This window comes from Rhodococcus sp. NS-SX18, from assembly GCF_057367935.1.
The window spans coordinates 2,480,942-2,502,797 of sequence record NZ_CM170633.1 but is presented as its reverse complement, the minus strand read 5'-3'; the positions used below and the strand labels follow the sequence as shown (position 1 = coordinate 2,502,797).

Below are 21,856 nucleotides of genomic sequence, written 5' to 3'. Positions count from 1 at the left end.
TCGTTCCTCAGTACTGCATCGACCCCGCTCCATCGATCACCCCGGATGCGACGACCGTCGCCGGTGCGGGCCGGAGCCGAACCCGCCGCGTCGTCAACCGGCGAGGGCCGCGGCCATCTCCGCCTTCGGTGCGGGTCGACCGGTGAACTGCTCGACCTGGCCGAATGCCTGATGCAGCAGCATCTGCAGGCCGCCCACCACGACGGATCCGTGCGCCGTGGCGGCCTCGGCGAGCGGGGTGGGCCACGGGTCGTAGATCGCGTCGAGGACGAACGGTGCGCGGCCGAATTGCTGCGCGTAGGGCGCCGCCGCGGCCGCCGGCACGGTGCTCACGAGCGCACCCGCGCTCGCACACACGTCCGCGAGTTCCGGGGCGCCGAACGGCAACCAACGCGGCTTCATACCCACCGCCTCGGCGCAGTCGAACGTCTCGGCGGCCCGGACCTCGTTGCGGGCGACGACGGTCACCGAGGTGACCCCGAGCTCGGCGAGCCCCACCAGGGCCGGCCGCGCGGTCCCCCCGGCCCCGACCACCACCGCCGAAGCGCCGGCCAGGTCCCCGACGCCGGCGGCGCGCAGCGCGCCGGTGACGCCGTCGACGTCGGTACAGTCGGCCCGCCAGCCGTCCGCGGTCCGCACCAGGGTGTTCGCCGAGCCGATCAGCACGGCCCGGTCGGTGCGCTCGGTCGCGAACTCGAGGGCCGCGAATTTGCCGGGCATCGTCACCGACACCCCGACCCACTCGGGCCCGAATCCCGACACGAGGGCCGGCAACTGCTCGCCCGTGCATTCGATGCGCTCGTAGGTCCAGTCCGTCAGACCCAGCGCCCGGTAGGCAGCCAGGTGCAGCAACGGGGACTTCGAATGCGCGATGGGGCTGCCGAGGACCGCGGCCTTGCGGGCGCCGGTCACGATGTCATCTGCCACTGTCGTCATCTGCCACTGTCGAGGATTCCGCTGTCCAGCGCCTGCTGCGTATTCGTCAGGTGTTCGTCGTAGTTGTCGGCGAACAGGGTCGTGCCCTGAGCGTCGATGGTCACGAAGTACGTCCAGTTCCCCGCCTCCGGGTTCTCCACGGCCTGCAGCGCCTCGATGCTCGGCGACGAGATCGGGGTGGCGGGCAGTCCCGGGCTCGCGTACGTGTTCCAGGGGGTGACCTGCGCCCGATCGGCATCGGTGGTCGCCAGCTCGGTTTCGTCGAGGGCGTAGTTGACCGTCGAGTCGAACTGCAACGGCTGACCGATCTTCAGACGATTGAGGATCACCCGGGCGACCTTCGCGAAGTCGTCCGGCAGCGCCTCGCGTTCCACGAGGGACGCCGAGACGAGCATCTCGTACGGCGTCAGCCCCACCTTGGCCGCGGCCTGGGTGATGCCCGTCTCGTCGTAGCGCTCGGCGCTGGTGGAGACGAGGTACCGGAGTATGTCCGCGGCCCCGGCAGTGGGATCGAAGTCCCAGCGGCCGGCCGCGATGAGTCCCTCGAGCTGCCGAGTGCGATCGGGCACGTTCGCGACGGCGGCCCGCGCCCATTCCGGCACACCGAGCGCGGCGAGGTCGGTGCTCGCACCCGCGGCGTCGAGTTCCTCGTAAGTCAGACACGTGCGCTGCCCGTCGCGTTCGAGGCAGCTGGCCTCCGCGATGAGGGTGTAGATCCCCTTGCGTACCGCGCCGGTGTTGACGTCGCGGATGTCGTGCAACTGCCGGCCCTCGGAGATCACCAGCGCCCCCACCCGGTTCGCGGGGTCGACCAGGGCGGCGACGGCCTCGCGGGCGGGAAGCCGGCTGGCAATCGAGTAGAAGCCCGGCTGCAGCGAGTTCATCCCGGGGTTCTGGACGGCGGCATTGTAGAAGGCGTCGGAGCTGGCGACGATGTCCGCTTCCTTGAAGGCGGCGCCGATCTGCTCGGCGGTGTCACCCGGGTGCACCTGCACGACGACGGCGGGGCCGCCCGCACCGGTGTAGTCGGGTGGCAGGTCGGGGCCGGTGAACTTCTGGTAGGCAAAGAATCCGCCGCCGAGGAGCAGAACCAGCACGGCCGCGACGGCGAGCACGCCGACGATCCGGCCGCGTGTGCGGCGGGCCCGGGCCGAGCGGGCGTGGGCCCGGCGGGCCGGGGACATCCCGACAGGTTCGGGGGCGGCGCGATCGGCGGAGTCGGTCCAGTCCTGTCCCGTTGCGGACGCCTCGGGGTAGCCGCGCGGATCGTCGTCGACTGCGGCGTACCCGAACTGGTCGTAGCCCGACTCGTCGTAGGTGGGCGGCTGCTCGTGGTCGTCGTGTCGGTAGGTGCCCGGTGCAGGGTCGTATCCGTCGCGGTCGCGGGGATCGTAGTCGCTGGGCCCGTAGCCCTGGGGCTCGTAGGTCTGAGCCTCGAAGACCTCGGTTTCGGCACCCGGGTGGTCGGCGGGGTGTCCGCCGTAGGGGCGGAGCTCGGGCTGCGACGGGGTGCCGGGGTCGTACTCGTCGAGCCGGTAGACGTGCTCGGTGGTGGGGGCGTCGTCGAAGGGGTGCCCGCCGGCCGGAGGGGTCGGAGGCTCGTAGCGGTGGCCGCCCCCGGCGGCGGGCGGCGGCGAAGCGTCGGTCCCGTGCCGCGGCCGGTACCACTCGTCCTGCTGGGCGGGCCCGAACCCGGGACGGTCCCCGGAGGCGTGGTCCGCCCCGGTGGACTCGTCGTCCGGCCTCCCGTGCCGGCTCATCGTCCGTTCTCCGGCTTGCCGTCCTCGGCCACGTTCACCACTGCACTCCGCTCGTCCAACCAACCCTGCAAGATGGCGACGGCGGCGGCCTGGTCGATCACCGGCCGCGCACCGCGCGCACTGACTCCGCTCTCGCGGAGGGCCCGCGCCGCAGTGACCGTCGTGAATCTTTCGTCGGCCATTCGCACAGGAATCCCGGTCATCCGCCGGCGCAGCCGTCCCGCGAAGTCACGGGCCAGTTTCGCGGCCTTGCCGGGCTCCCCGCGCAGGGTCTGCGGCAGACCGACGATAACCTCCACGGCCTCGTACTCCGTGACGATGTCCACAATGCGCCGGATATCCGGCGCGTCGGGCCCGCGTTCCTTCGAGCGCGGCACGGTCTCGACCGGGGTGGCCAGGATCCCGTCGGGATCGGACGAGGCCACGCCGATCCGGACACTTCCGACGTCGATGCCGATGCGGCGGCCGCGGCCGGGGTCGTCGACACCCGGGCGGTCGGGACCGGCGAAGTCGGCCACGATCAGCCGGCCAGCTCGCTGAGCCGGGCGCGGAACGCGGTCAACGCCGCGGGGATACCGGCGGGGTCGGATCCGGATCCCTGTGCCATGTCGGGCTTACCACCGCCGCGGCCACCGATGACCGGCCCGAAGCTCGAGACCAGGTCGCCGGCCTTGATGCCCTTGGCCTGGGCGGCCTTGGTGGTGGCGACGACGAACGGCACCTTGCCGTCGGCCGAACCGAGGAGCAGCACCACGGCGGGCTCGCTGCCGAGCCGGCCGCGGACGTCGGAGGCGAGGCTGCGCAGGTCGTTGCCGGCCACGCCCTCGGGGGCCGCCTCGGCGACGACGAGCAGATCGCCGGTGCGTTCCGCCTTCTCGGCGAACGTGCCGGCCGAAGCGAGCACCGCGGCGGCGCGGGTGCGTTCGAGTTCCTTCTCGGCCGCCTTCAACCGCTCGACCAGGGATTCGACGCGCGCGGGCACCTCCTCGGAGGGCACCTTCAGGGTCGAGGACAGACCGGCGAGCAGGGCCCGCTCCTTGGCCAGGTGCCGGTACGAGTCCAGGCCGACGTATGCCTCGACGCGGCGCACGCCCGAGCCGACGGACTGCTCGCCGAGCAGGGTGACGGTGCCGACGTGGGAGGAGTGCTCGACGTGCGTGCCGCCGCACAGCTCCATCGAGAACGGGCCGCCGATCTCCACGACGCGGACCTCGTCGCCGTAGTTCTCGCCGAAGAGCGCCATCGCACCCATCTTCTTGGCCTTGTCCAGGTCCGTGACGAAGGTGTTGACCGGGTAGTTCGCCGCGACGGCCTCGTTGGTGACAGCCTCGATGTCGGCCTTCTGCTGCTCGCTGAGCGCTCCGGGCCAGGAGAAGTCGAACCGCAGGTAGCCCGGCTTGTTCAGCGAGCCGGCCTGCACGGCGTTGGGGCCGAGGACTTCGCGCAGCGCGGCGTGGACCAGGTGGGTGCCCGAGTGGCCCTGCGTAGCGCCCTTGCGCCAGGACGGGTCGACCTGCACGAGGACGGCGTCGCCCTCGGTGACCTGACCCTCGAGCACGGTCACCTTGTGCACCCACAGCTGCTTGGCGACCTTCTGGACGTCGTCGACCTTGATGCGCAGACCGCCGGCGGTGATGGTGCCGACGTCGGCGATCTGACCGCCGGCCTCGGCGTAGAGGGGGCTGCGGTCGAGGATCAGCTCGACGTTCTGGCCGGCCTGCGCCGCGTGCAACCGTTCCCCGCCGGTGATGACGGCCAGCACCGTCGCCTCGGTCACCAGTTCGGTGAAGCCGGTGAACTCGGTGGGGCCGCGGTCGAGCAGTTCCTTGTAGACGGTCAGGTCGGCGTGGGCGTGCTTGCGGGCACGGGCGTCGTCCTTGGCGCGCTGACGCTGCTCGGCCATGAGGGAACGGAAGCCGTCCTCGTCGACGGTCAGGCCGGCCTCGGAGGCCATCTCCAGCGTCAGGTCGATGGGGAACCCGTAGGTGTCGTGCAGGGTGAAGGCTTCGGTGCCGCCGAGAACGGACCTGCCCTGGGCCTTCGCCGACTCGACCGCGCCCTCGAACAGCTTGCTGCCGGTGCCCAGGGTCTTGAGGAATGCGGTCTCCTCACCGACGGCGACGGTCTCGATGCGCGAGTAGTCCGTCGCCAGCTCCGGATAGGACGGGCTCATGGTGTCGCGCACGACGGCCATGAACTCGGCCATCGTCGGCGTGTCGGCGCCGAGCAGACGCGCGGAGCGCACGATCCGGCGCAGCAGGCGGCGCAGGACGTAGCCGCGACCGTCGTTGCCGGGGTTGACGCCGTCGACGATGAGCATCGCGGCGGTGCGGGCGTGGTCGGCGATGACCCGGAAGCGCACGTCCGAGGCGTGGTCGGCGCCGTAGACGCTGCCGGTGAGCTCGGCGGCCTTGTCGATGACCGGGCGCAGCAGGTCGGTCTCGTAGACGTTCTCGACGCCCTGGAGCAGGAACGCGACTCGCTCGACACCCATGCCGGTGTCGATGTTCTTCTTCGGCAGCGGCCCGAGGATCGGGTAGCCCTCCTTGGCTCCGCCCTCGCCGCGCTCGTTCTGCATGAACACGAGGTTCCAGATCTCGATGTAGCGGTCCTCGTCGGCCTCGGGGCCACCCGGGGCGCCGTATTCGGGGCCGCGGTCGTAGAAGATCTCCGAGCAGGGGCCGCAGGGACCGGGGATGCCCATCGACCAGTAGTTGTCCTTCATGCCGCGGCGCTGGATGCGCTCGGCGGGGACGCCGATCTTGTCGTGCCAGATCGAGTACGCCTCGTCGTCGTCCAGATACACGGTCGCCCAGAGCTTCTCGGGATCGATGCCGTAGCCGCCGTCGTCGACGGAGCCGGTCAGCAACGACCACGCGTGCCCGATCGCCTCTTCCTTGAAGTAGTCGCCGAACGAGAAGTTGCCGGCCATCTGGAAGAACGTGTTGTGCCGGGTGGTGATGCCCACCTCCTCGATGTCGAGGGTGCGCACACACTTCTGCACCGAGGTCGCGGTGCTGAACGGCGGGGTCTGCTGGCCGAGGAAATAGGGCACGAACGGGACCATGCCGGCGTTGACGAACAGCAGGTTCGGATCGGCCAGGATCAGCGACGCGCTGGGCACCTCGGTGTGGCCCGCCTTCACGAAGTGGTCGAGAAAGCGCCTGCGGATCTCGTGGGTCTGCACGTCGATGGTCCTCTTTGTCTGACGGTGTGGGCTGCCGAACCCGCGGGCACGGCGAATCGGCCATCGTTCAGCTTATCGCGCGGGCCGCAGCGGCCGTTCTCACCACCCGCCCCGCTCCGACCCACTGCCGGGGGCGAGCGACTGTATCGCTCCCTTTCGTGGCCCGAGGGGTATGGCACATCCGCTCGGCGCCTGCGGTGCGCGACCCTGCGACCTGCGCGGAAGGGACGCCCTACCGCGTGCCGCGCACGATCCGTCGCAGTTTCGGCACCCGCTGTGCCAGCTCCCGCTCGGCTCCGTGGCCGGTCGGGGTGTAGTAGTCGACGCCGACGAGTTCGTCGGGCGCGTACTGCTGCGCCAGCACGCCGTCGGGGTGGTCGTGCGGGTAGCGGTAGCCGACGGCGTTGCCGAGCTTCTGGGCGCCGGCGTAGTGGCCGTCGCGCAGATGCGTCGGCACCGACCCGGACCGGCCGGCCTTGACGTCGGCGATCGCGGCGCCGAGTGCGGCGGTGACCGCACCCGACTTGGGTGCGGTGGCGATGTGGATGGTGGCCTGCGCCAGGGCGAGCTGGGCCTCGGGCATGCCGACGAGCTGCACGACCTGCGCAGCCGCCGTCGCCGCCTGCAGCGCGGTCGGATCGGCCATGCCGACCTCCTCGCTGGCCTGGATCATCAGCCGGCGCGCGATGAACCGCGGGTCCTCCCCCGCGACGATCATCCGCGCGAGGTAGTGCAGCGCGGCGTCGACATCGGAGCCGCGCAGCGACTTGATGAACGCGCTCGCGACGTCGTAGTGCTGGTCGCCGTCGCGGTCGTAGCGCACCGCGGCCTTGTCGATGCTCGCCTCGACGGTCGGCAGGTCGATCGTCGCGCCCGTACCGCCGCGGTCGAGGGCGGTCTCGGCGGCCGCCTCGAGGGCGGTGAGCGCACGCCGTGCGTCGCCGCCGGCGAGCCGCACCAGGTGCTCGAGCGCGTCGTCGGTGATCTGCACGCTGCCGTCGAGGCCGCGTTCGTCGGTCCGGGCCCGCTCGAGCAGGGCCCGGATGTCGTCGGGACCCAGCGGCTGCAGCTGCAGCACCAGGGAACGGGACAGCAGCGGGGCGACGACGGAGAACGACGGATTCTCGGTGGTGGCGGCCACGAGCAGCACGATCCGGTTCTCCACCGCGGCGAGCAGCGCGTCCTGCTGGGTCTTGGAGAAGCGGTGCACCTCGTCGATGAAGAGCACGGTCTGCTCGCCGGCGCTGAGACGGCGGCGGGCCAGGTCGATCACGGCGCGCACGTCCTTGACGCCGGCCGACAGCGCGGACAGCGCCTCGAAGCGTCGACCGGTGGCGCCGGAGATGAGGGAGGCCAGGGTGGTCTTTCCGGTGCCGGGCGGGCCGTAGAGCACGACGGACGCGGCGCCGGAGCCCTCGACGAGGCGGCGCAGCGGCGCGCCGGGGGCGAGCAGGTGCTGCTGGCCGACGACTTCGCTCAGGTCGGCCGGGCGCATGCGGGCGGCGAGCGGTGCGTTCGGTCCGCCGCCGCGGGGCGGACGCGCCGCCGGTTGCGCGGGGTCGGGTTCGGGTTCGGTCGGGCGGGGGGCCTCGAACAAGGTGTCCGGCCCGGTGGGTTCCTCCGCTCCGAAGAAGGTGCTCACCCCACGAAGCTACCGTCCCGTCCCGACGGCGGTCCGGGCCGACGGGGCGTGAACCGATCGTGAACGATCGGGGCGTTCGGCCGTGGTACTTGCTCATCGCGGGGCACGCTGGTCTGATCATCCGGTGTCCCCGACCCAATCTCGCGTCGTGTCGCGACGGACCGCGCTGCGCGCGGGCGGCGCCGTCCTCGGTGCCGCGGCTCTGGCGGCCGTCTCCGCCTCCCCCGCCTCGGCGCAGAACGCCGTGTTCGCGCACTCCGTCGCCTCCGGCGACCCGCTGCCCGACCGGGTGATCCTGTGGACCCGCGTCACGCCCGCCCCGGACGCCGTGCCGGGTTCCGGCCTCGGCGCGGCGACGGCGGTCCGATGGGAGGTCGCCACCGACGGCGATTTCCGCGACGTGGTGGCCTCGGGGTCCGTGACCACGTCCCCGGCGTCCGACCACACCGTCAAGGTCGACGCGACGGGCCTCGAACCGGACACCGCCTACTTCTACCGTTTCACCGCCGGCGACGTGTCCTCCCCCGTCGGCCGTACCCGCACCGCGCCGGGGCCGGACACCGATACGGACCGTCTGCGGTTCGCGGTGGTGTCGTGCTCGAACTGGGAGGCCGGGTTCTTCGGCGTCTACCGGCACCTGGCGGCGCGCCCGGACCTCGATGCCGTCGTGCACCTCGGCGACTACCTGTACGAGTACGGCACGGGCGAGTACGCCGCCGGCGGCCGCCGGGTGGTGCGCCCGCACGACCCCCGGCACGAGATCGTCATCCTGGCCGACTACCGGATCCGGCACGGCCAGTACAAGAGCGACCCCGACTTGCAGCAGTTGCACGCGCTGGTGCCGTGGATCGTGGTGTGGGACGACCACGAGAGCGCCAACGACGCCTGGTCCGGCGGCGCGGAGAACCACGATCCTGCCGTCGAGGGGCTCTGGACGGACCGGCGGGCCGCGGCCCTGCAGGCGTACCTCGAGTGGCAGCCCGTCCGGCCGGGCGGCACCGCCGACGCGCCCCGGTTGTACCGGCGGTTGCAGTTCGGGAACCTGGCCGAGTTGTCGATGCTGGATCTGCGCAGCTACCGATCCGAGCAGGTGAACGGGCGCCGCATCGACGACCCGGAACGCACCATCACCGGCGCCGAGCAGATGGCGTGGCTGACCGCGGGCGTCAGCAGTTCGGGCACGCGATGGCAGCTCGTCGGGAACCCGGTGATGATCGCACCCGTGCTACTGCCGCCGCTGGACGAGCGGACCACGGCGGCACTGACCGCCGTCGCGGGGATACCGGCTGCGGGCGCGCCGTTCAACGTCGACCAGTGGGACGGCTACCCCGCCGACCGGCGACGCCTGCTCGATGCGATTCGTGCGTCCGGCCGGGACGTGGTGTTCCTCACCGGCGACATCCACTCGTCGTGGGCCGCCGACATCCCTGTCGACGCCGCGAACTACCCGGGCGCAGGCACCGTGGCCACGGAGCTGGTGGTGCCCTCGGTGACCTCGGCGAACATCGACGAGTTGCTCGGCGTCGCGTCGCGCACCGTCTCGCCGTCGATCGAGGCGGCGGTGCAGGCGACGAATCGCCACATCGGGTACGTGGAGCTGGATTCGCACGGTTTCGGAATCCTGGACGTGACGGCCGACGCGGTGCAGATGGACTGGTTCTACGTCCTCGATCCGACCGACCCGGGTACCGGGGTCCGGTACGGCACGAGCCGACGGGTCGCGGCCGGCACGCCGCGGCTCGGACCGGCCGGCCCGCTCGATCCCGGTGCGCACCGCCGGGCGGACCGGCCGTGACGCGGTCCGCCGGGGCGATCGACCGGCGCACGATGCTCGCGGGCACGGCCGTGCTGGCCGGGGTGGCCCTGACCGGTACTGCTCCCGCGCGGGCGGCGGCGCCCGCGCTGCTCCCGGACGCGGACGTGCACGTCCTCGTCGTCGACGGGATGCGCCCGGACGAACTCGTGCCGGGTCTCACGCCGCATCTCGTGGCGCTCGCCGACGCCGGAACCCGGTACAGCGCGGCCCGGGCGATTCCGGTCGCCGAGACGCTCCCCAACCATGCGGCGATGATGACCGGTGTACTGCCGCACCGGAACGGGGTGCCCGCGAATTCGGTCTTCGACCCGGTGCTCGGACGCACCCGGGACCTGGATCGACCGGCCGACCTGCGCGCGGCCACGGTGCTCGACCGGCTGCGCCGCGAACTGGGGTTGACGACGGCGAGCGTGCTGTCCAAGCGGTACCTGCACGGATTGTTCGGCGGCCGCGCGTCGGTGGCGTGGGATCCGGTGCCGCTGCTCCCGGTCACCGAGCACGCCCCGGACCGGTTCACGATCGACGCGCTGATCTCCGTGGTGAACGAGCGGTCACCGCGGTTCACGCTCACCAACCTCGGCGACGTGGACCGCGTCGGGCACCTGGACGTGCTCGGCGCGTCGCTGCGGCTCGCCCGGACGGCGGCGCTGCGCTCGACGGACGAGCAGGTGGCGCGGTTCGTCGAGTTCCTGCGCGCGACGGGGCGGTGGGAACGCTCGGTGCTGATGGTGCTGGCCGACCACGGGATGGACTGGTCGGCGCCGGACCAGTTGATCGGCCTCGTCGACGTGCTCGGCGCCGACCCGCTGCTCGCCGGCTCGGTGCGCACCGCACAGAACGGTGGCGCGAACCTGCTGTACTGGGTCGGCGATCCGGCGGCCCGGCTGGAGGCGGTGGCGCGGATGCGGGAGGTGGCCGCCGTCGTCCCGGGCGTGGCCGGGTTGTACGCGGGAGCGGATCTGGGTCTCGGTGCGGCCGCAGGCGATCTGGTGGCGTTGTGCGACGCGGGGTGGCGGTTCTCCGATCCGAGTCCACTGTCGAATCCGATTCCGGGCAATCACGGGCACGCCGCGACCGTCGATATCCCGTTCTTCGTCGCCGGCGGGCACGCGAGCATCCGCCGGGGCTCGACGGTCTCCGACCCTGTGCGCACCCTCGACGTCGCACCCACGGTCGCGGCACTGTTCGGGTTGGCCGAACCGCCGGGCGGCTGGGACGGCCGCGCGGCGACGCACGCCTTCGCCGGGTGAATTCGAAGTCCACTCCCCTTCCACCGTCCGCCGCGGCGCGTGACAATGGAAGGGCAGTAACCGTTTTCAACGGAGGAGGCAGTGATGACCACTGCACGCGACATCATGCACCGTGACGCGGTCTGCATCGGTGAACACGACACCCTCGAGACCGCGGCCCGGCGGATGCGGGAACTGGACATCGGCGCGTTGCCGATCTGCGGCGACGACAATCGGCTCCACGGCATCATCACCGACCGTGACATCGTGCTCGAGTGCGTGGCGGCGGGCGGCGACCCGCGTTCGATGACGGCCGGTGCGCTCGCACACGGCAAGCCCTACGTGGTCGATGCGGACGCGGACGTCGGCCGGGTCCTGACGGTGATGGAGGAACACCGGATCCGCAGGCTGCCGGTGGTCGAGGAGCATCGGCTGGTCGGGATGATCAGCGAGGCCGACCTGGCCACGCATCTGCCGGAGTCGGAGGTGGGCCGGTTCGTCGAGGCGATCTGCGCGCGCACCGCGCCGTGACGCACCACCCCGGGCCGTGACGCTCCGCGCGCGGCCCGGTCAGTCGCCGACGCGCCGCTCGAGGCGGTCGAGGACGTCCCGGGCATGCCCGGCGATGTCGTCGTGTCCGGTGTCGCCGGCGAAGTCGGCGAGCAGCGACCAGCGGCTGCGCAGCGCGTCCGGCCACGGCACGGACAGATGGTGGTCCCGCACCGCAGCGACACGGGCAGGGTCCTCGGGAACGAACAGGTAGGTGCTCAACCACACCCACGCGAGCTGTGCGTCGAGCAACCGCTCGGCGAGCACCTCGTCGAAGCCGAGCGAGGGCCACATGCCCACCACCTCGGCACGCCACGCGTCGGCCATCGCGCGGGCCCGCTCGAGGGTGAGCGGTGCCTTGCACAGGCAGGCCGGGAAGGAGGTGAGGGCATAGGCGATGTCGAGGGTGGCGTCGCGGAAGCCGCCCCATTCGTAGTCGAGGAACTGCACGCCCTCGTCTCCGACGACGATGTTGTCCGGGCACAGGTCCGAAGAACTGAACGCCCGGAACCGGCCGGCGGTGAACAGCTTCGCGGACCGCTCGGCGCGGTCGATCACGCTCTGCGGCACCTCGAGCCCGAACTCGACGGCGAAGCGGTCGGGCACCCCACGCAGCGCGCCGGTGGCCTGCTCGACGACCGCATCGGCGAAATGCGCCACCTCGGCGCGGCGCAGCAGCGCGGCGAAGTCCTCTTCGCGCCCGACGGTCGCGGCATGCATCCGGCCGAGGGCCTGGGCGAACGCCATGAGGGTGTTGGTGACCGTGTCGGTGTCGTCGCTGCGCAGCAGCGTGGCGATCGGAGTGGCGTCGCCGAGATCGCTGAGCACGAGCAGGCGGGATTCGAAGTCGTACGCCAGCAGTTCGGCGCCGGGCCGGTCGTCCTTGGCCAGGGCGGTGGCGAACTGGTACGACACCGCCTCCCGGAGGAACGCGACCTCGTCGTCGGTGGCGGCGCCGCGGAAACCCACCCGCCGGTTCGTGCGCGGCGGCACCTGCTTGAGCACCAGGGTGCGCGGCAGGGAGAACGGGTTCGCCGCGACCCGCACGCGCAGGACCACCGAGCGGCCGCTGCCGCCGAGATCCACCGGATCGGCCAAGGTCACGGGTGCGCCGGTACGCCGGGTCAGCAGCTTTTCCGCCGCCTCCACCACTTCCGACATGGGCTCCGCCAAAGTTGCAGTCATCGCCTGACAATCTACCCGGTTCGGGCGACGATCAGTTCGTGCACGAACCACATCTTGACCGAAACGTGCGTGGGCAGCACGAACGGATGTCGGTCGCGTGACCCGCGCCCCGGTGCACCGGGTTCGGTGACGGCCGGCGCCCCGGTGACGCCACCTGGGGATCCCCGGTCGGCGCCACCGGGACTGCTGTCCCGTCCTCTTACTTCCCGGCCGGCTTCGGCTCCGGCTTGAAGTCGATGCCCGAGTCCTTGCGCTGTTCGGCAGTGATGGGCGCCGGGGCGTCGGTCAGCGGATCGACGCCACCGCCGGACTTCGGGAACGCGATGACTTCGCGGATCGAATCCGCACCGGCGAGCAGGGCGGTGATGCGGTCCCAGCCGAAGGCGATGCCGCCGTGCGGCGGCGCGCCGTACTTGAACGCCTCGAGCAGGAAGCCGAACTTCTCGTTCGCGTCCTCCTCCGAGATCCCCATCACCTTGAACACGCGCTGCTGGATGTCCATGCGGTGGATACGGATCGAGCCGCCGCCGATCTCGTGGCCGTTGCACACGATGTCGTACGCGTAGGCGAGCGCCGAACCGGGGTCGCTGTCGAACGTGTCGAGGTGCTCGGGCATCGGCGAGGTGAAGGCGTGGTGCACCGCAGTCCACGCGGAGGTGCCGAGCGCCACGTCGCCGGACGCGGTGGCGTCGGCGGCGGGCTCGAACAGCGGGGCGTCGACGACCCACACGAACTTCCAGTCGTCGGGATCGATGAGATCGAGCTTGCGGGCGATCTCGCCGCGCGCGGCACCGAGCAGCGCACGCATGGGCTTGGTGGGGCCGGCGGCGAAGAAGATGCAGTCCCCCGGCTGGGCACCGACATGCGCAGCCAGACCGTCCCGTTCGGTGTCGGTGAGGTTCTTCGCGACCGGTCCGGACAGTTCGCCGTCCTCGCCGACCAGCACGTACGCCAGGCCCTTCGCACCCCGCTGCTTGGCCCACTCCTGCCAGGCGTCGAGCTGGCGCCGCGGCTGGCTCGCACCGCCGGGCATGACGACCGCACCGACGTACTCGGCCTGGAACACCCGGAAGGTGGTGTCCTTGAAGAACTCCTTGCACTCGACCAACTCGAGGCCGAAACGCAGGTCGGGCTTGTCCGAGCCGAAGCGGCGCATCGCCTCGGCGTAGGTCATCCGCGGAATCGGTGTGGTCAGCTCGTGACCGATCAGACGCCACAGCGCGTGCAGGATCTCCTCGGCGAGGAGGATCACATCGTCCTGGCCCACGAAGGCCATCTCGATGTCGAGCTGGGTGAACTCCGGCTGGCGGTCGGCGCGGAAGTCCTCGTCCCGGTAGCAGCGGGCGATCTGGTAGTAGCGTTCGATGCCGCCGGCCATCAGCAGCTGCTTGAACAGCTGCGGCGACTGCGGCAGCGCGTAGAAGCTGCCGGGCTGCAGCCGTGCCGGCACCACGAAGTCGCGTGCGCCCTCGGGGGTGGAGCGCGTCAGCGTCGGAGTCTCGACCTCCACGAAGCTGTGGTGGGCCAGCACGGCGCGCGCGGCGGCGTTGACCTTGCTGCGGAGCCGGATAGCCTTGCCCGGGCCCTCGCGTCGCAGGTCCAGGTAGCGGTACTTGAGGCGGGCCTCCTCACCGACCTGGTCGTCGAGCTGGAACGGCAGCGGTGCGGCCTCGTTGAGCACCTCGAGCTGCGTCGCGTTCACCTCGACGGCACCGGTGGGGATGTCGAAGTTCTGGTTGCCCTCCGGGCGGACCTCGACGGCTCCGACGACCTTGATGCAGTACTCGGCGCGCAGACGGTGGGCCTGCTCGAGGACGTCGCCCTCGCGGAAGACGACCTGCGACACGCCCGACGCGTCGCGCAGGTCGATGAAGATCACCCCGCCGTGGTCGCGGCGCCGGGCCACCCAGCCGGTGAGGGTGACGGTCTGCTCGGCGTGCTCGGCTCGCAACGAGCCGGCGAGATGGGTGCGCAGCACGGAATTCCTTTCGAAACAACATTGGCGAGGGACGTCGTCGCTGCAATCCTACGAAAGGCACGTATCCGCCGAGGACACCCGTACCCGATCGGCCGTGCCAAGCTGAACCGGTCGGTCACCCTGCGACGAGGAAGCGAAGGCGGCGATGACGTTCAACGAGGGCGCGCGGATGGAGGGCGGCCGAATTCGGCTCGGCGGCGGAGGCAGCCCCGGCGGGCGCATCGCGATCGGTGGTGGGGCCGGCGGCCTGGTGGTGCTGATCCTGGCACTGCTGTTCGGGGGTGATCCCGGCTCCCTGCTCGGCAGCGGCGCCCCGGAGCAGGCCGGACAGTACGGCTCGGGCACCCTCGAGGGCTGCGAGACGGGTGCGGACGCCAATGCGAGCGTCGACTGCCGCGTCCAGTTCACCGTCGGCAGCCTCGACGCGGTGTGGGAACAGCAGCTCGGGCCGCAGACCGGCGTCGAGTACGTCCGGCCCGACGTCGTGCTGTTCTCCGGCGCGGTCGCGACGGGCTGCGGCAACGCCACGAGCGACGTCGGGCCGTTCTACTGCCCGGCCGACCGAACCGCGTACTTCGACACCAGCTTCTTCCAGGATCTGGTCACCCGGTTCGGCGCCAACGCGGGCCCGCTCGCGCAGGAATACGTCGTCGCGCACGAGGTGGGCCACCATCTGCAGAATCAGCTCGGGGACCTCGGCCGCGCGCAGGCCGATCCGCGCGGCGCCGACTCCGGGGCGGTCCGGACCGAGTTGCAGGCCGACTGCTACGCAGGCGCCTGGGCGTACCACGCCGACAAGCAGCCGGATCCGAACATCGGGGAGCCGTTCCTGCAGCCGCTCACCGACCAGGACATCCGCGACGCACTGTCGGCGGCCTCCGCCGTCGGCGACGATCGGATCCAGGCCTCCGCCGGCGGCCGGGTCAACCCCGAGGGCTGGACGCACGGCTCGTCCGAACAGCGGCAGAAGTGGTTCCTCGCCGGGTACACCACGGGGCAGATCGCGGCGTGCGACACCTACACGGCGCGGGATCTGGACAGTCCACCGGCGCTGCGCTGAATCGCCGCCGCGACGATCCCGTTCCCGGAATGCGGAGTCCGTGCCATGCTCGAGAGGTCCGCACCGGGACGAGGTGAGCTGCCGTGGAATGGTACGACGCCGAGGGGTACTCGCTGGGACGGTTGCTGTGCACGCGTGCGCTCGCCCTGGTCTACCTCGTCGCGTTCCTCGTGGCGCTCAACCAGTTCCGGGCGCTGCTCGGAAGCACCGGTCTGACGCCGATCCCCCGCTTCCTGAGCGCGACGTCGTTCGGCCGTGCCCCGAGCGTGTTCCACCTGCGCTACTCGGACCGTCTCTTCGCGGCGGTCGCCGGGCTCGGCGCGGTCCTGGCCGCCGCCACGGCCCTCGGGGTGACGGACCGGCTGCCGCTGATCGCCTCGATGCTCGTCTGGTTCCTGATGTGGCTGCTGTACCTGTCGATCGTCAACGTCGGTCAGGTCTGGTATTCGTTCGGCTGGGAATCGTTGCTGCTCGAGGCCGGATTCCTGGCGATCTTCCTCGGCAACGCGGACACCGCCCCGCCACTGCTCGTCCTGATCCTGCTCCGCTGGCTGCTGTTCCGGCTCGAGTTCGGGGCGGGCCTGATCAAGATGCGCGGCGACCGGTGCTGGCGGGATCTGACGTGCCTGTACTACCACCACGAGACTCAGCCGATGCCCGGCCCGCTGAGCTGGTACTTCCATCACCTGCCCAAGCCGCTGCACCGGGTCGAGGTGGCCGGGAACCACGTCACCCAGCTGGTGGTGCCGTTCTTCCTGTTCGCGCCGCAACCGATCGCGGGGATCGCGGCGTCGATCATGATCGTCACCCAGCTGTGGCTGGTCATCAGCGGGAACTTCTCGTGGCTGAACTGGCTGACGATCGTGCTGGCGCTGTCGGTGATCCCGGACGACTGGTGGGAGCGTCTGCTGCCGCTCGAGCCGGGCACGGGGTACGGGCCGACACCGACGGTGTTCGTGGCAGCGGTCCTCGCGCTGACCGGGACGGTCGCGGTGCTGAGCTATCTGCCGGTGCGGAACATGCTCTCGCACCGGCAGGCGATGAACGCCTCGTTCAACCGATGGCACTTCGTCAACACCTACGGCGCGTTCGGCAGCATCACCCGGCACCGGCACGAGGTGATCGTCGAGGGCACCTCGGATCGGCAGATCGGTCCCGGCACCGTGTGGCGCGAGTACGAGTTCAAGGGCAAACCCGGCGACGTGCAGCGCCGGCCCCGCCAGTACGCGCCGTACCACCTACGGCTGGACTGGTTGATGTGGTTTGCCGCGCTGTCCCCCGACTACGCACGCTCCTGGTTCGGGCGACTGCTCGAGAAGCTGCTGACCAACGACAGGCACGTGACGGCGTTGCTACGCCGTAACCCGTTTCCCGACGAGCCGCCGCGCTGGGTGCGGGCACGTTACTTCGACTACCGGTACACCACGCGGCGTGAGCGCCGGGAGACCGGCGCCTGGTGGGTGCGCGAGTACGTCACCGAGTACATGCGGCCGGTGGCCCTGGCCGAGGGTGACGACGGGTGAGAAGTGGACGCAATCGTCGGACCTACCGGTGCCGAGGACAGCGATTCCTTTACCGAATTCGTGCTTTTCCGAATCGAAGTATTTACTCGCGGGACCACGGGAATTCACACGAGCGGGCGGCCTGCGGTTTTTCAGCCGCAGGCCGCCCGCTCGTCGAGTCGAGCTTATGCAGCAGCTTCGGAGCTGCCGGCGGCCTCAGCCGAGCCCGAGAAGAAGTCGAGCGCGTCGAAGAGGGTCGACACGGCGTCGAAGAATTCGCTGAGGAAAGCGAGGTCCATTAGGTAACTCCATTTCTGATGCTGTACACGGCGGTGCGGGTCGTGCACCGACTCAATTGTTACCGGAGGCTTTGAACGTCTGCAATTCGAGACACAATCCGGCAGATACGACGTACCGCGAAATTCCAGCAATACGGACGGCGGCAGCAAAGTACGTCGCGACGCAATTCGCGCAGGTCGTCACGGGTCGAGGCGCGCAGACGGCGCCGCACACAATTCGTCGACGGCAGCGGCGAATCCCGCTGCCACGATCTCGAGATCGGGAACGAGCGCCGCGTCCGCAATCAGATCGATATTCAGCCGGCCCGCGTAGGACAGCACTCCGACGCCGAGGCCGACATTGCCCTGCACCACGCCGATCTGGAACATCTCGAGGATGCGGGCCCCGGCGAAGTAGAGCGGCACGGGCGGGCCGACCAGATTGCTGACGAACAGATTGATCAGCCGTTGACGCCGCATGACCCACACCGTCCAGCGCTGGAGCAGCCGGCCCCCGGGCTGCAGCGGCGGCTCCCGCCGGAGCCGGGCGGTCTCGCGAGCGACGGCCACGAGCCGCGCGGCCACCGGCCCGGGTCCCACCGGCAGCGGCACGAGCAGGATCCCGACCCGGTTTCCCGGGCTCCGGTCGTCGGTGGTGCGCAACGACGCCGCGACCGACACAGTCAGGATCAGATCCGGGTCGTGTATGCCGCGCGCTTCGAGGAGACGCCGCAGCCCGGCCGCGACGGCGGCGAGTACGACGTCGTTGACCGTCGCCCCGTGCGCATGGGCGACGCGACGGACCTCGGCGAGGTCGCAGCGCACCAGGCTCAGCCGGCGGTGCGGTCCCACAGGACCGTCGAACGGCACCCGCGGGGCCTTGCCGTGCCGCGCCAGTTCGCGCAACTGCCGCATCCGCAGCGCGCCCCGTCGCGCCGCCGCCGCAGGCCGCACCGCCCGGATCCGACGCCGCGCGGCCGCGCTCCGGCGGCGCAGGTTGTCGCGGACGAGCGCGCGCACCGAGGGCACAGGTGCCGGGGCCGGCACCGGAGGGGTGTCCTCGTCGGGCGGGACCGCAGCGGTGTCGAGGAGGGCGCCGAACAGTTCGAGGGCGGCGATGCCGTCGGCGACCACGTGGTCCAGCCGCAGGAGCATCGCGACCGTCTCGTCGTCGCGATCGGTGAGCAGCCACAGCTCCCACAGTGGCCGCGAACGGTCGAGGCGGGGCTCGTCCAGTTCCGCGCACGTGCGCAACAAGGTCGCCTCGTCGCCGGGGGCGGGCAGGGCACGGGTCCGCACGTGGTACGAGATGTCGAAGCGCGAGTCGTCGACCCACACCGGCGGTCCGGCACCCGGCGGCGGCCGGTGCAACCGCTGGCGCAGCCGCGGTGCTCGACGAGTGCGGCGCTCGACGTGTGCGCGGATCGCCGCCAGCCGGAGCCGCCCCACCGCATCACGCAGCGGTGTCCCGTCCACGACGACGAGCGCCGCCACGTGCATCGGCACCCCATGGTCCTCGACGCGCAGGTTGCCCACGTCGAGCGGACTCAACCGCTCGAACCGGGACCACTCCTCCGCCATGGATTCGTCCTGCCGTCGTGTCACGCCCGCCCCGGAGGGCTCAGCGCCCCCCGGGGCGTCTCGGCGGAATCTTCGTCGCCAGTACCGCAGCTTGGGTGCGGCGCTCCACGCCGAGCTTGGCCAGCAGCCGCGACACGTAGTTCTTCACCGTCTTCTCGGCCAGGAACATCCGCTCGGCGATCTGACGGTTGGTCAGCCCCTCGCCGAGCAGCGCGAGCAGGTTCCGCTCCTGCTCGGTCAGGTTCGCGTAGGGGCCGTCGCTGGTGCTGGTGTCGGCGCGCAGCTTCGCCATCAGCGTGGTCGCGGCGCGGCTGTCGAGCAGGGACTTGCCGGCGCCCACGTCCCGCACGGCCTGGATCAGCTCGGTTCCGCGGATGTCCTTGAGCGCGTACCCGCTCGCGCCGGCAAGGATCGCATCGAGCATCGCCTGCTCGTCGGTGAACGAGGTCAGCATCAGGCAGCGCAGTTGCGGCATCTGCGAGAGCAGTTCCCGGCACAGCTCGATGCCGTTGCCGTCCGGGAGCCGGACGTCGAGCACGGCCACGTCGGGTTCCGCGGCCGGAACCCGCACGAGCGCCTCGCCGTACGACGACGCCTCCCCCGCGATCGTCAGGTCGGGATCGGTGGTGAGCAGATCCGCGATGCCACGGCGGACTACCTCGTGGTCGTCGACGAGAAAGACCTTGAGCATGCGGCAGCCTCCAATCCTCCGGACAGCACGGTACCGCACGGTGAGCGGACTCACATCGACTCGGATCGAGGGGTGCACGGCCGCCGGGTGATCAGCTGCACGCGCCGGGCCACCACGGCAGCGTGGCACGACGTCCGCTGATGTGCTCGACGTCGATGACGAGCAGCGGATCCTCCGTGCCGATGCCCCACGGCACACCGTGGGCGCCGTCGAATCCGCGGAGGCCGTCGGTGCCCCGTACCAGCCGGGCGCGGCCGATCGCGACCACGCTCCATCCCGTCCGGACCGGCGCCTCGAGCTGCTCGGCGTGGAAGGCGAGCAACCCGCCGTCGAAGCGCTCGAACCACCCGTCGTCCCCGGTGGGAACGATGATCTCGCCGTTCGGCGCGACAAAGGTCACCGGGTGCACCGCCGGCAGTGCGCCCTCGGTGTAGAGCAGACGGCCGGTCGGCACCGAGCGCAGCAGCGCCATGCACCGACCGGGCGCGAGCGGGGCGTCCGGACCCGTGGTCATCCTGGGCCTACTCCTCCCACCGAGACATTCTCCGACTCCACAGTGGCCCGCGGTGACCTCGAGCGGCAGGGTCGAAAGTCGTCACCGTCGGGGCGCAAGTCACCGCGGCGGCGGCATTCCACGGATTACCCTCTGCACAATGGGAGAAACCGGGCCTTCGGAAGCAGCCGGGCGGGGGCGCCCGGGGCCCGTGATCCACCGAAGGGGTGAGCGATGGCTGCCGACGAGGAACCGTTGCTCGCGGGCACGCTCTCGCAGCTGCGGCTGAGGGAGCTGCTCGCGGAGGTCCAGGACCGCATCGACCAGGTGGTCGTCGCGCGCGATCAGATCGACGGGCTGCTCGAGGCCGTGCTCACAGTCGCGTCCGGCCTCGAGCTGGAGGCGACGCTGGCGCGCATCGTGCACGCGGCCATCGAGCTCGTGGACTGCCGTTACGGCGCCTTGGGCGTGCTCAATCGCCGTGGCGACGGACTGCAGAACTTCGTGTACGAGGGCATCGACGAGGACACTCGCGCGCTGATCGGCGACCTCCCCACCGGTCACGGCCTGCTCGGGCTGCTGATCGAGCAACCGAAGCCGATCCGCCTCGACAACCTCGCCCAGCACGTGGCCTCGTCCGGCTTCCCGGATCACCATCCGCCGATGCGGACCTTTCTGGGTGTCCCGGTCCGGGTGCACGGGGAGGTCTTCGGCAACCTCTACCTCACCGAGAAGGCGAACGGTCAGTCGTTCACCGAGGACGACGAGGTGATCGTGCAGGCCCTCGCGGCCGCCGCGGGCATCGCGGTGGACAATGCGCGCCTGTTCGAGGAGGCCCGGCTGCGGCAGCGCTGGCAGGAGGCCACGAGCGAGATCCGTGCGGAACTGCTGGCCGATACCGACCCGCAGGACGTGCTCGACCTCATCGCCCGGCGCGCACTGGTGCTGGCGGAGGCGGACCACGTCCAGATCGCCCAACCCGAGGATCCGGATGTGCCGCCGGAGGAGGTCTCGACCCTGGTCGTCACCGCGTACGCCGGTTCGGACCCCACGGCGTTCGAGGGCAAGCGGATCCGGGTGGAGGGCACCGCCACCGGATCCGTGTACCGGGGCGGGCAGCCGCTCCAGGTCACGGAGTTCGACGGCGACGGCGATCGGCACGGACCGGCGCTGCTGCTGCCCCTGCGCGCCTCGGCCGACACCGTGTCGGGGGTGCTGTCGGTCATTCGCACTGCGGATCGGGAACCCTTCGACGACCGGCAGCTCTTCCTCGCCACGTCGTTCACCGATCAGGCGGCGCTCGCGCTGAAGCTGGCCGACGACCAACGGCGGCTCAATTCCCTGACCGTGCTCGCCGACCGGGACCGCATCGCGCGGGACCTGCACGATCATGTCATCCAGCGATTGTTCGCCCACGGTTTGAACCTGCAGAGCACGCACGCCCGCACCCGTTCGCCGGAGATTCAGGGGCGCCTGGCGGACATGATCGACGACGTGCAGAACATCATCACCGACGTGCGCACCGCGATCTTCGACCTGCACGGGGGAGCGGAGGGCGGCCGCCAGCTGCGCCAGGCGCTGCACGACATCGTCGCCGAACAGACCGCCGAGGTCGGCCTGCGCACCGTGGTGCGCATGTCCGGTCCGCTCAACGTGGTCACCGGTTCCCTGGCCGATCATGCGGAGGCGGTGCTGCGGGAGGCGATGAGCAATGTGGTGCACCATTCCGGCGCGGACACCGTCACGGTCACCGTGTCGGTCGACGACTATCTCACCCTCGACGTCACCGACAACGGCGTCGGTCTTCCGGTCACCGTCGCGCGCAGTGGACTGCACAACCTGGCCTCCCGGGCGGAGGAAGCCGCAGGCACCTTCACCGCTACCGCGCTCGGCACCGGTGGCACCCGGGTGCTGTGGTCGGCTCCCCTGCCCGAGGAGTGAGCGCGCGCCACCACGACGCCCGCATCGC

General features: G+C 70.9%; 16 protein-coding genes. 6 read left to right on the top strand and 10 right to left on the bottom strand.

Features of this window, described 5'->3' with window-relative positions; all coding sequences use genetic code 11:
* Window positions 1-93: 93 nt before the first annotated feature.
* From AC2IPW_RS11715 to AC2IPW_RS11695, 5 genes are all read right to left on the bottom strand, one after another.
* Complete coding sequence (locus tag AC2IPW_RS11715) at window positions 94-936, bottom strand: shikimate dehydrogenase (protein ID WP_486376883.1); 843 nt, start codon at window positions 934-936, stop codon at window positions 94-96.
* The gene (locus AC2IPW_RS11710; RefSeq protein WP_486376882.1) at window positions 933-2,696 is read right to left on the bottom strand and encodes an endolytic transglycosylase MltG; all 1,764 of its coding nucleotides are present in this window, start codon (window positions 2,694-2,696) and stop codon (window positions 933-935) included. Before AC2IPW_RS11710 ends, AC2IPW_RS11715 begins: the two co-directional genes overlap by 4 nt.
* Window positions 2,693-3,217, bottom strand: coding sequence for a Holliday junction resolvase RuvX (ruvX, locus tag AC2IPW_RS11705; RefSeq protein ID WP_190242399.1), 525 nt, complete (start codon window positions 3,215-3,217; stop codon window positions 2,693-2,695). Before ruvX ends, AC2IPW_RS11710 begins: the two co-directional genes overlap by 4 nt.
* The gene (alaS, locus tag AC2IPW_RS11700; protein ID WP_486376881.1) at window positions 3,217-5,883 is read right to left on the bottom strand and encodes an alanine--tRNA ligase; all 2,667 of its coding nucleotides are present in this window, start codon (window positions 5,881-5,883) and stop codon (window positions 3,217-3,219) included. Before alaS ends, ruvX begins: the two co-directional genes overlap by 1 nt.
* Window positions 5,884-6,115: 232 nt before the next feature.
* Entirely contained in the window at window positions 6,116-7,525 is a 1,410-nt protein-coding gene (locus tag AC2IPW_RS11695) for a replication-associated recombination protein A (RefSeq protein ID WP_486376880.1), read from the bottom strand.
* Between the two features lie 148 nt (window positions 7,526-7,673).
* Between AC2IPW_RS11695 and AC2IPW_RS11690 the strand changes: the two genes are divergently transcribed.
* The 3 genes from AC2IPW_RS11690 to AC2IPW_RS11680 all read left to right on the top strand — a co-directional run bounded on the left by AC2IPW_RS11690 (window position 7,674) and on the right by AC2IPW_RS11680 (window position 11,101).
* Window positions 7,674-9,320, top strand: coding sequence for an alkaline phosphatase D family protein (locus tag AC2IPW_RS11690; protein WP_486376879.1), 1,647 nt, complete (start codon window positions 7,674-7,676; stop codon window positions 9,318-9,320).
* Complete coding sequence (locus AC2IPW_RS11685) at window positions 9,317-10,591, top strand: alkaline phosphatase family protein (RefSeq protein WP_486376878.1); 1,275 nt, start codon at window positions 9,317-9,319, stop codon at window positions 10,589-10,591. The genes AC2IPW_RS11690 and AC2IPW_RS11685 overlap by 4 nt, the downstream gene beginning before the upstream one ends.
* Before the next feature lie 84 nt (window positions 10,592-10,675).
* A complete protein-coding gene (locus tag AC2IPW_RS11680; protein ID WP_003935466.1) occupies window positions 10,676-11,101 on the top strand; it encodes a CBS domain-containing protein in 426 nt (141 codons plus the stop codon).
* A 39-nt stretch (window positions 11,102-11,140) separates the two neighbouring features.
* Here the strand turns inward: AC2IPW_RS11680 and AC2IPW_RS11675 are convergent, their stop codons facing one another.
* Both AC2IPW_RS11675 and aspS read right to left on the bottom strand, forming a co-directional pair.
* Window positions 11,141-12,280, bottom strand: coding sequence for a kinase (locus AC2IPW_RS11675; protein ID WP_486376994.1), 1,140 nt, complete (start codon window positions 12,278-12,280; stop codon window positions 11,141-11,143).
* A gap of 223 nt (window positions 12,281-12,503) precedes the next feature.
* Window positions 12,504-14,282 (bottom strand): aspartate--tRNA ligase, encoded by a 1,779-nt coding sequence (gene aspS / locus AC2IPW_RS11670; RefSeq protein ID WP_054372814.1) that lies wholly within the window; start codon window positions 14,280-14,282, stop codon window positions 12,504-12,506.
* Window positions 14,283-14,427: 145 nt separating this feature from the next.
* Between aspS and ypfJ the strand changes: the two genes are divergently transcribed.
* Entirely contained in the window at window positions 14,428-15,342 is a 915-nt protein-coding gene (ypfJ, locus tag AC2IPW_RS11665; RefSeq protein WP_486376877.1) for a KPN_02809 family neutral zinc metallopeptidase, read from the top strand.
* An 83-nt stretch (window positions 15,343-15,425) separates the two neighbouring features.
* Window positions 15,426-16,865, top strand: a complete 1,440-nt coding sequence (locus AC2IPW_RS11660) for a lipase maturation factor family protein (protein ID WP_003935470.1) — start codon at window positions 15,426-15,428, stop codon at window positions 16,863-16,865.
* 458 nt (window positions 16,866-17,323) lie between these two features.
* Here AC2IPW_RS11660 and AC2IPW_RS11655 read toward each other — a convergent pair whose 3' ends face one another.
* From AC2IPW_RS11655 to AC2IPW_RS11645, 3 genes are all read right to left on the bottom strand, one after another.
* Window positions 17,324-18,727 (bottom strand): wax ester/triacylglycerol synthase family O-acyltransferase, encoded by a 1,404-nt coding sequence (locus AC2IPW_RS11655; protein WP_486376876.1) that lies wholly within the window; start codon window positions 18,725-18,727, stop codon window positions 17,324-17,326.
* A 16-nt stretch (window positions 18,728-18,743) separates the two neighbouring features.
* On the bottom strand, window positions 18,744-19,394 hold the full coding sequence (locus tag AC2IPW_RS11650; protein ID WP_416063506.1) for a response regulator: 651 nt from the start codon (window positions 19,392-19,394) through the stop codon (window positions 18,744-18,746).
* Between the two features lie 91 nt (window positions 19,395-19,485).
* Window positions 19,486-19,908, bottom strand: coding sequence for a pyridoxamine 5'-phosphate oxidase family protein (locus tag AC2IPW_RS11645; RefSeq protein WP_003935473.1), 423 nt, complete (start codon window positions 19,906-19,908; stop codon window positions 19,486-19,488).
* A 213-nt stretch (window positions 19,909-20,121) separates the two neighbouring features.
* On the opposite strand from AC2IPW_RS11645, the gene AC2IPW_RS11640 reads away from it, so the two are divergent.
* Complete coding sequence (locus tag AC2IPW_RS11640; RefSeq protein WP_450120135.1) at window positions 20,122-21,828, top strand: sensor histidine kinase; 1,707 nt, start codon at window positions 20,122-20,124, stop codon at window positions 21,826-21,828.
* The last annotated feature ends 28 nt before the right edge of the window (window positions 21,829-21,856 follow it).

Excerpts from the sequence above, each read along its gene's own strand:
- AC2IPW_RS11715 (WP_486376883.1), bottom strand. The coding sequence starts at position 936 with ATGACGACAGTGGCAGATGACATCGTGACCGGCGCCCGCAAGGCCGCG.
- AC2IPW_RS11710 (WP_486376882.1), bottom strand. The coding sequence starts at position 2,696 with ATGAGCCGGCACGGGAGGCCGGACGACGAGTCCACCGGGGCGGACCAC.
- AC2IPW_RS11680 (WP_003935466.1), top strand. The coding sequence starts at position 10,676 with ATGACCACTGCACGCGACATCATGCACCGTGACGCGGTCTGCATCGGT.
- AC2IPW_RS11675 (WP_486376994.1), bottom strand. The coding sequence starts at position 12,280 with ATGTCGGAAGTGGTGGAGGCGGCGGAAAAGCTGCTGACCCGGCGTACC.
- ypfJ (WP_486376877.1), top strand. The coding sequence starts at position 14,428 with ATGACGTTCAACGAGGGCGCGCGGATGGAGGGCGGCCGAATTCGGCTC.
- AC2IPW_RS11650 (WP_416063506.1), bottom strand. The coding sequence starts at position 19,394 with ATGCTCAAGGTCTTTCTCGTCGACGACCACGAGGTAGTCCGCCGTGGC.
- AC2IPW_RS11645 (WP_003935473.1), bottom strand. The coding sequence starts at position 19,908 with ATGACCACGGGTCCGGACGCCCCGCTCGCGCCCGGTCGGTGCATGGCG.
- AC2IPW_RS11640 (WP_450120135.1), top strand. The coding sequence starts at position 20,122 with ATGGCTGCCGACGAGGAACCGTTGCTCGCGGGCACGCTCTCGCAGCTG.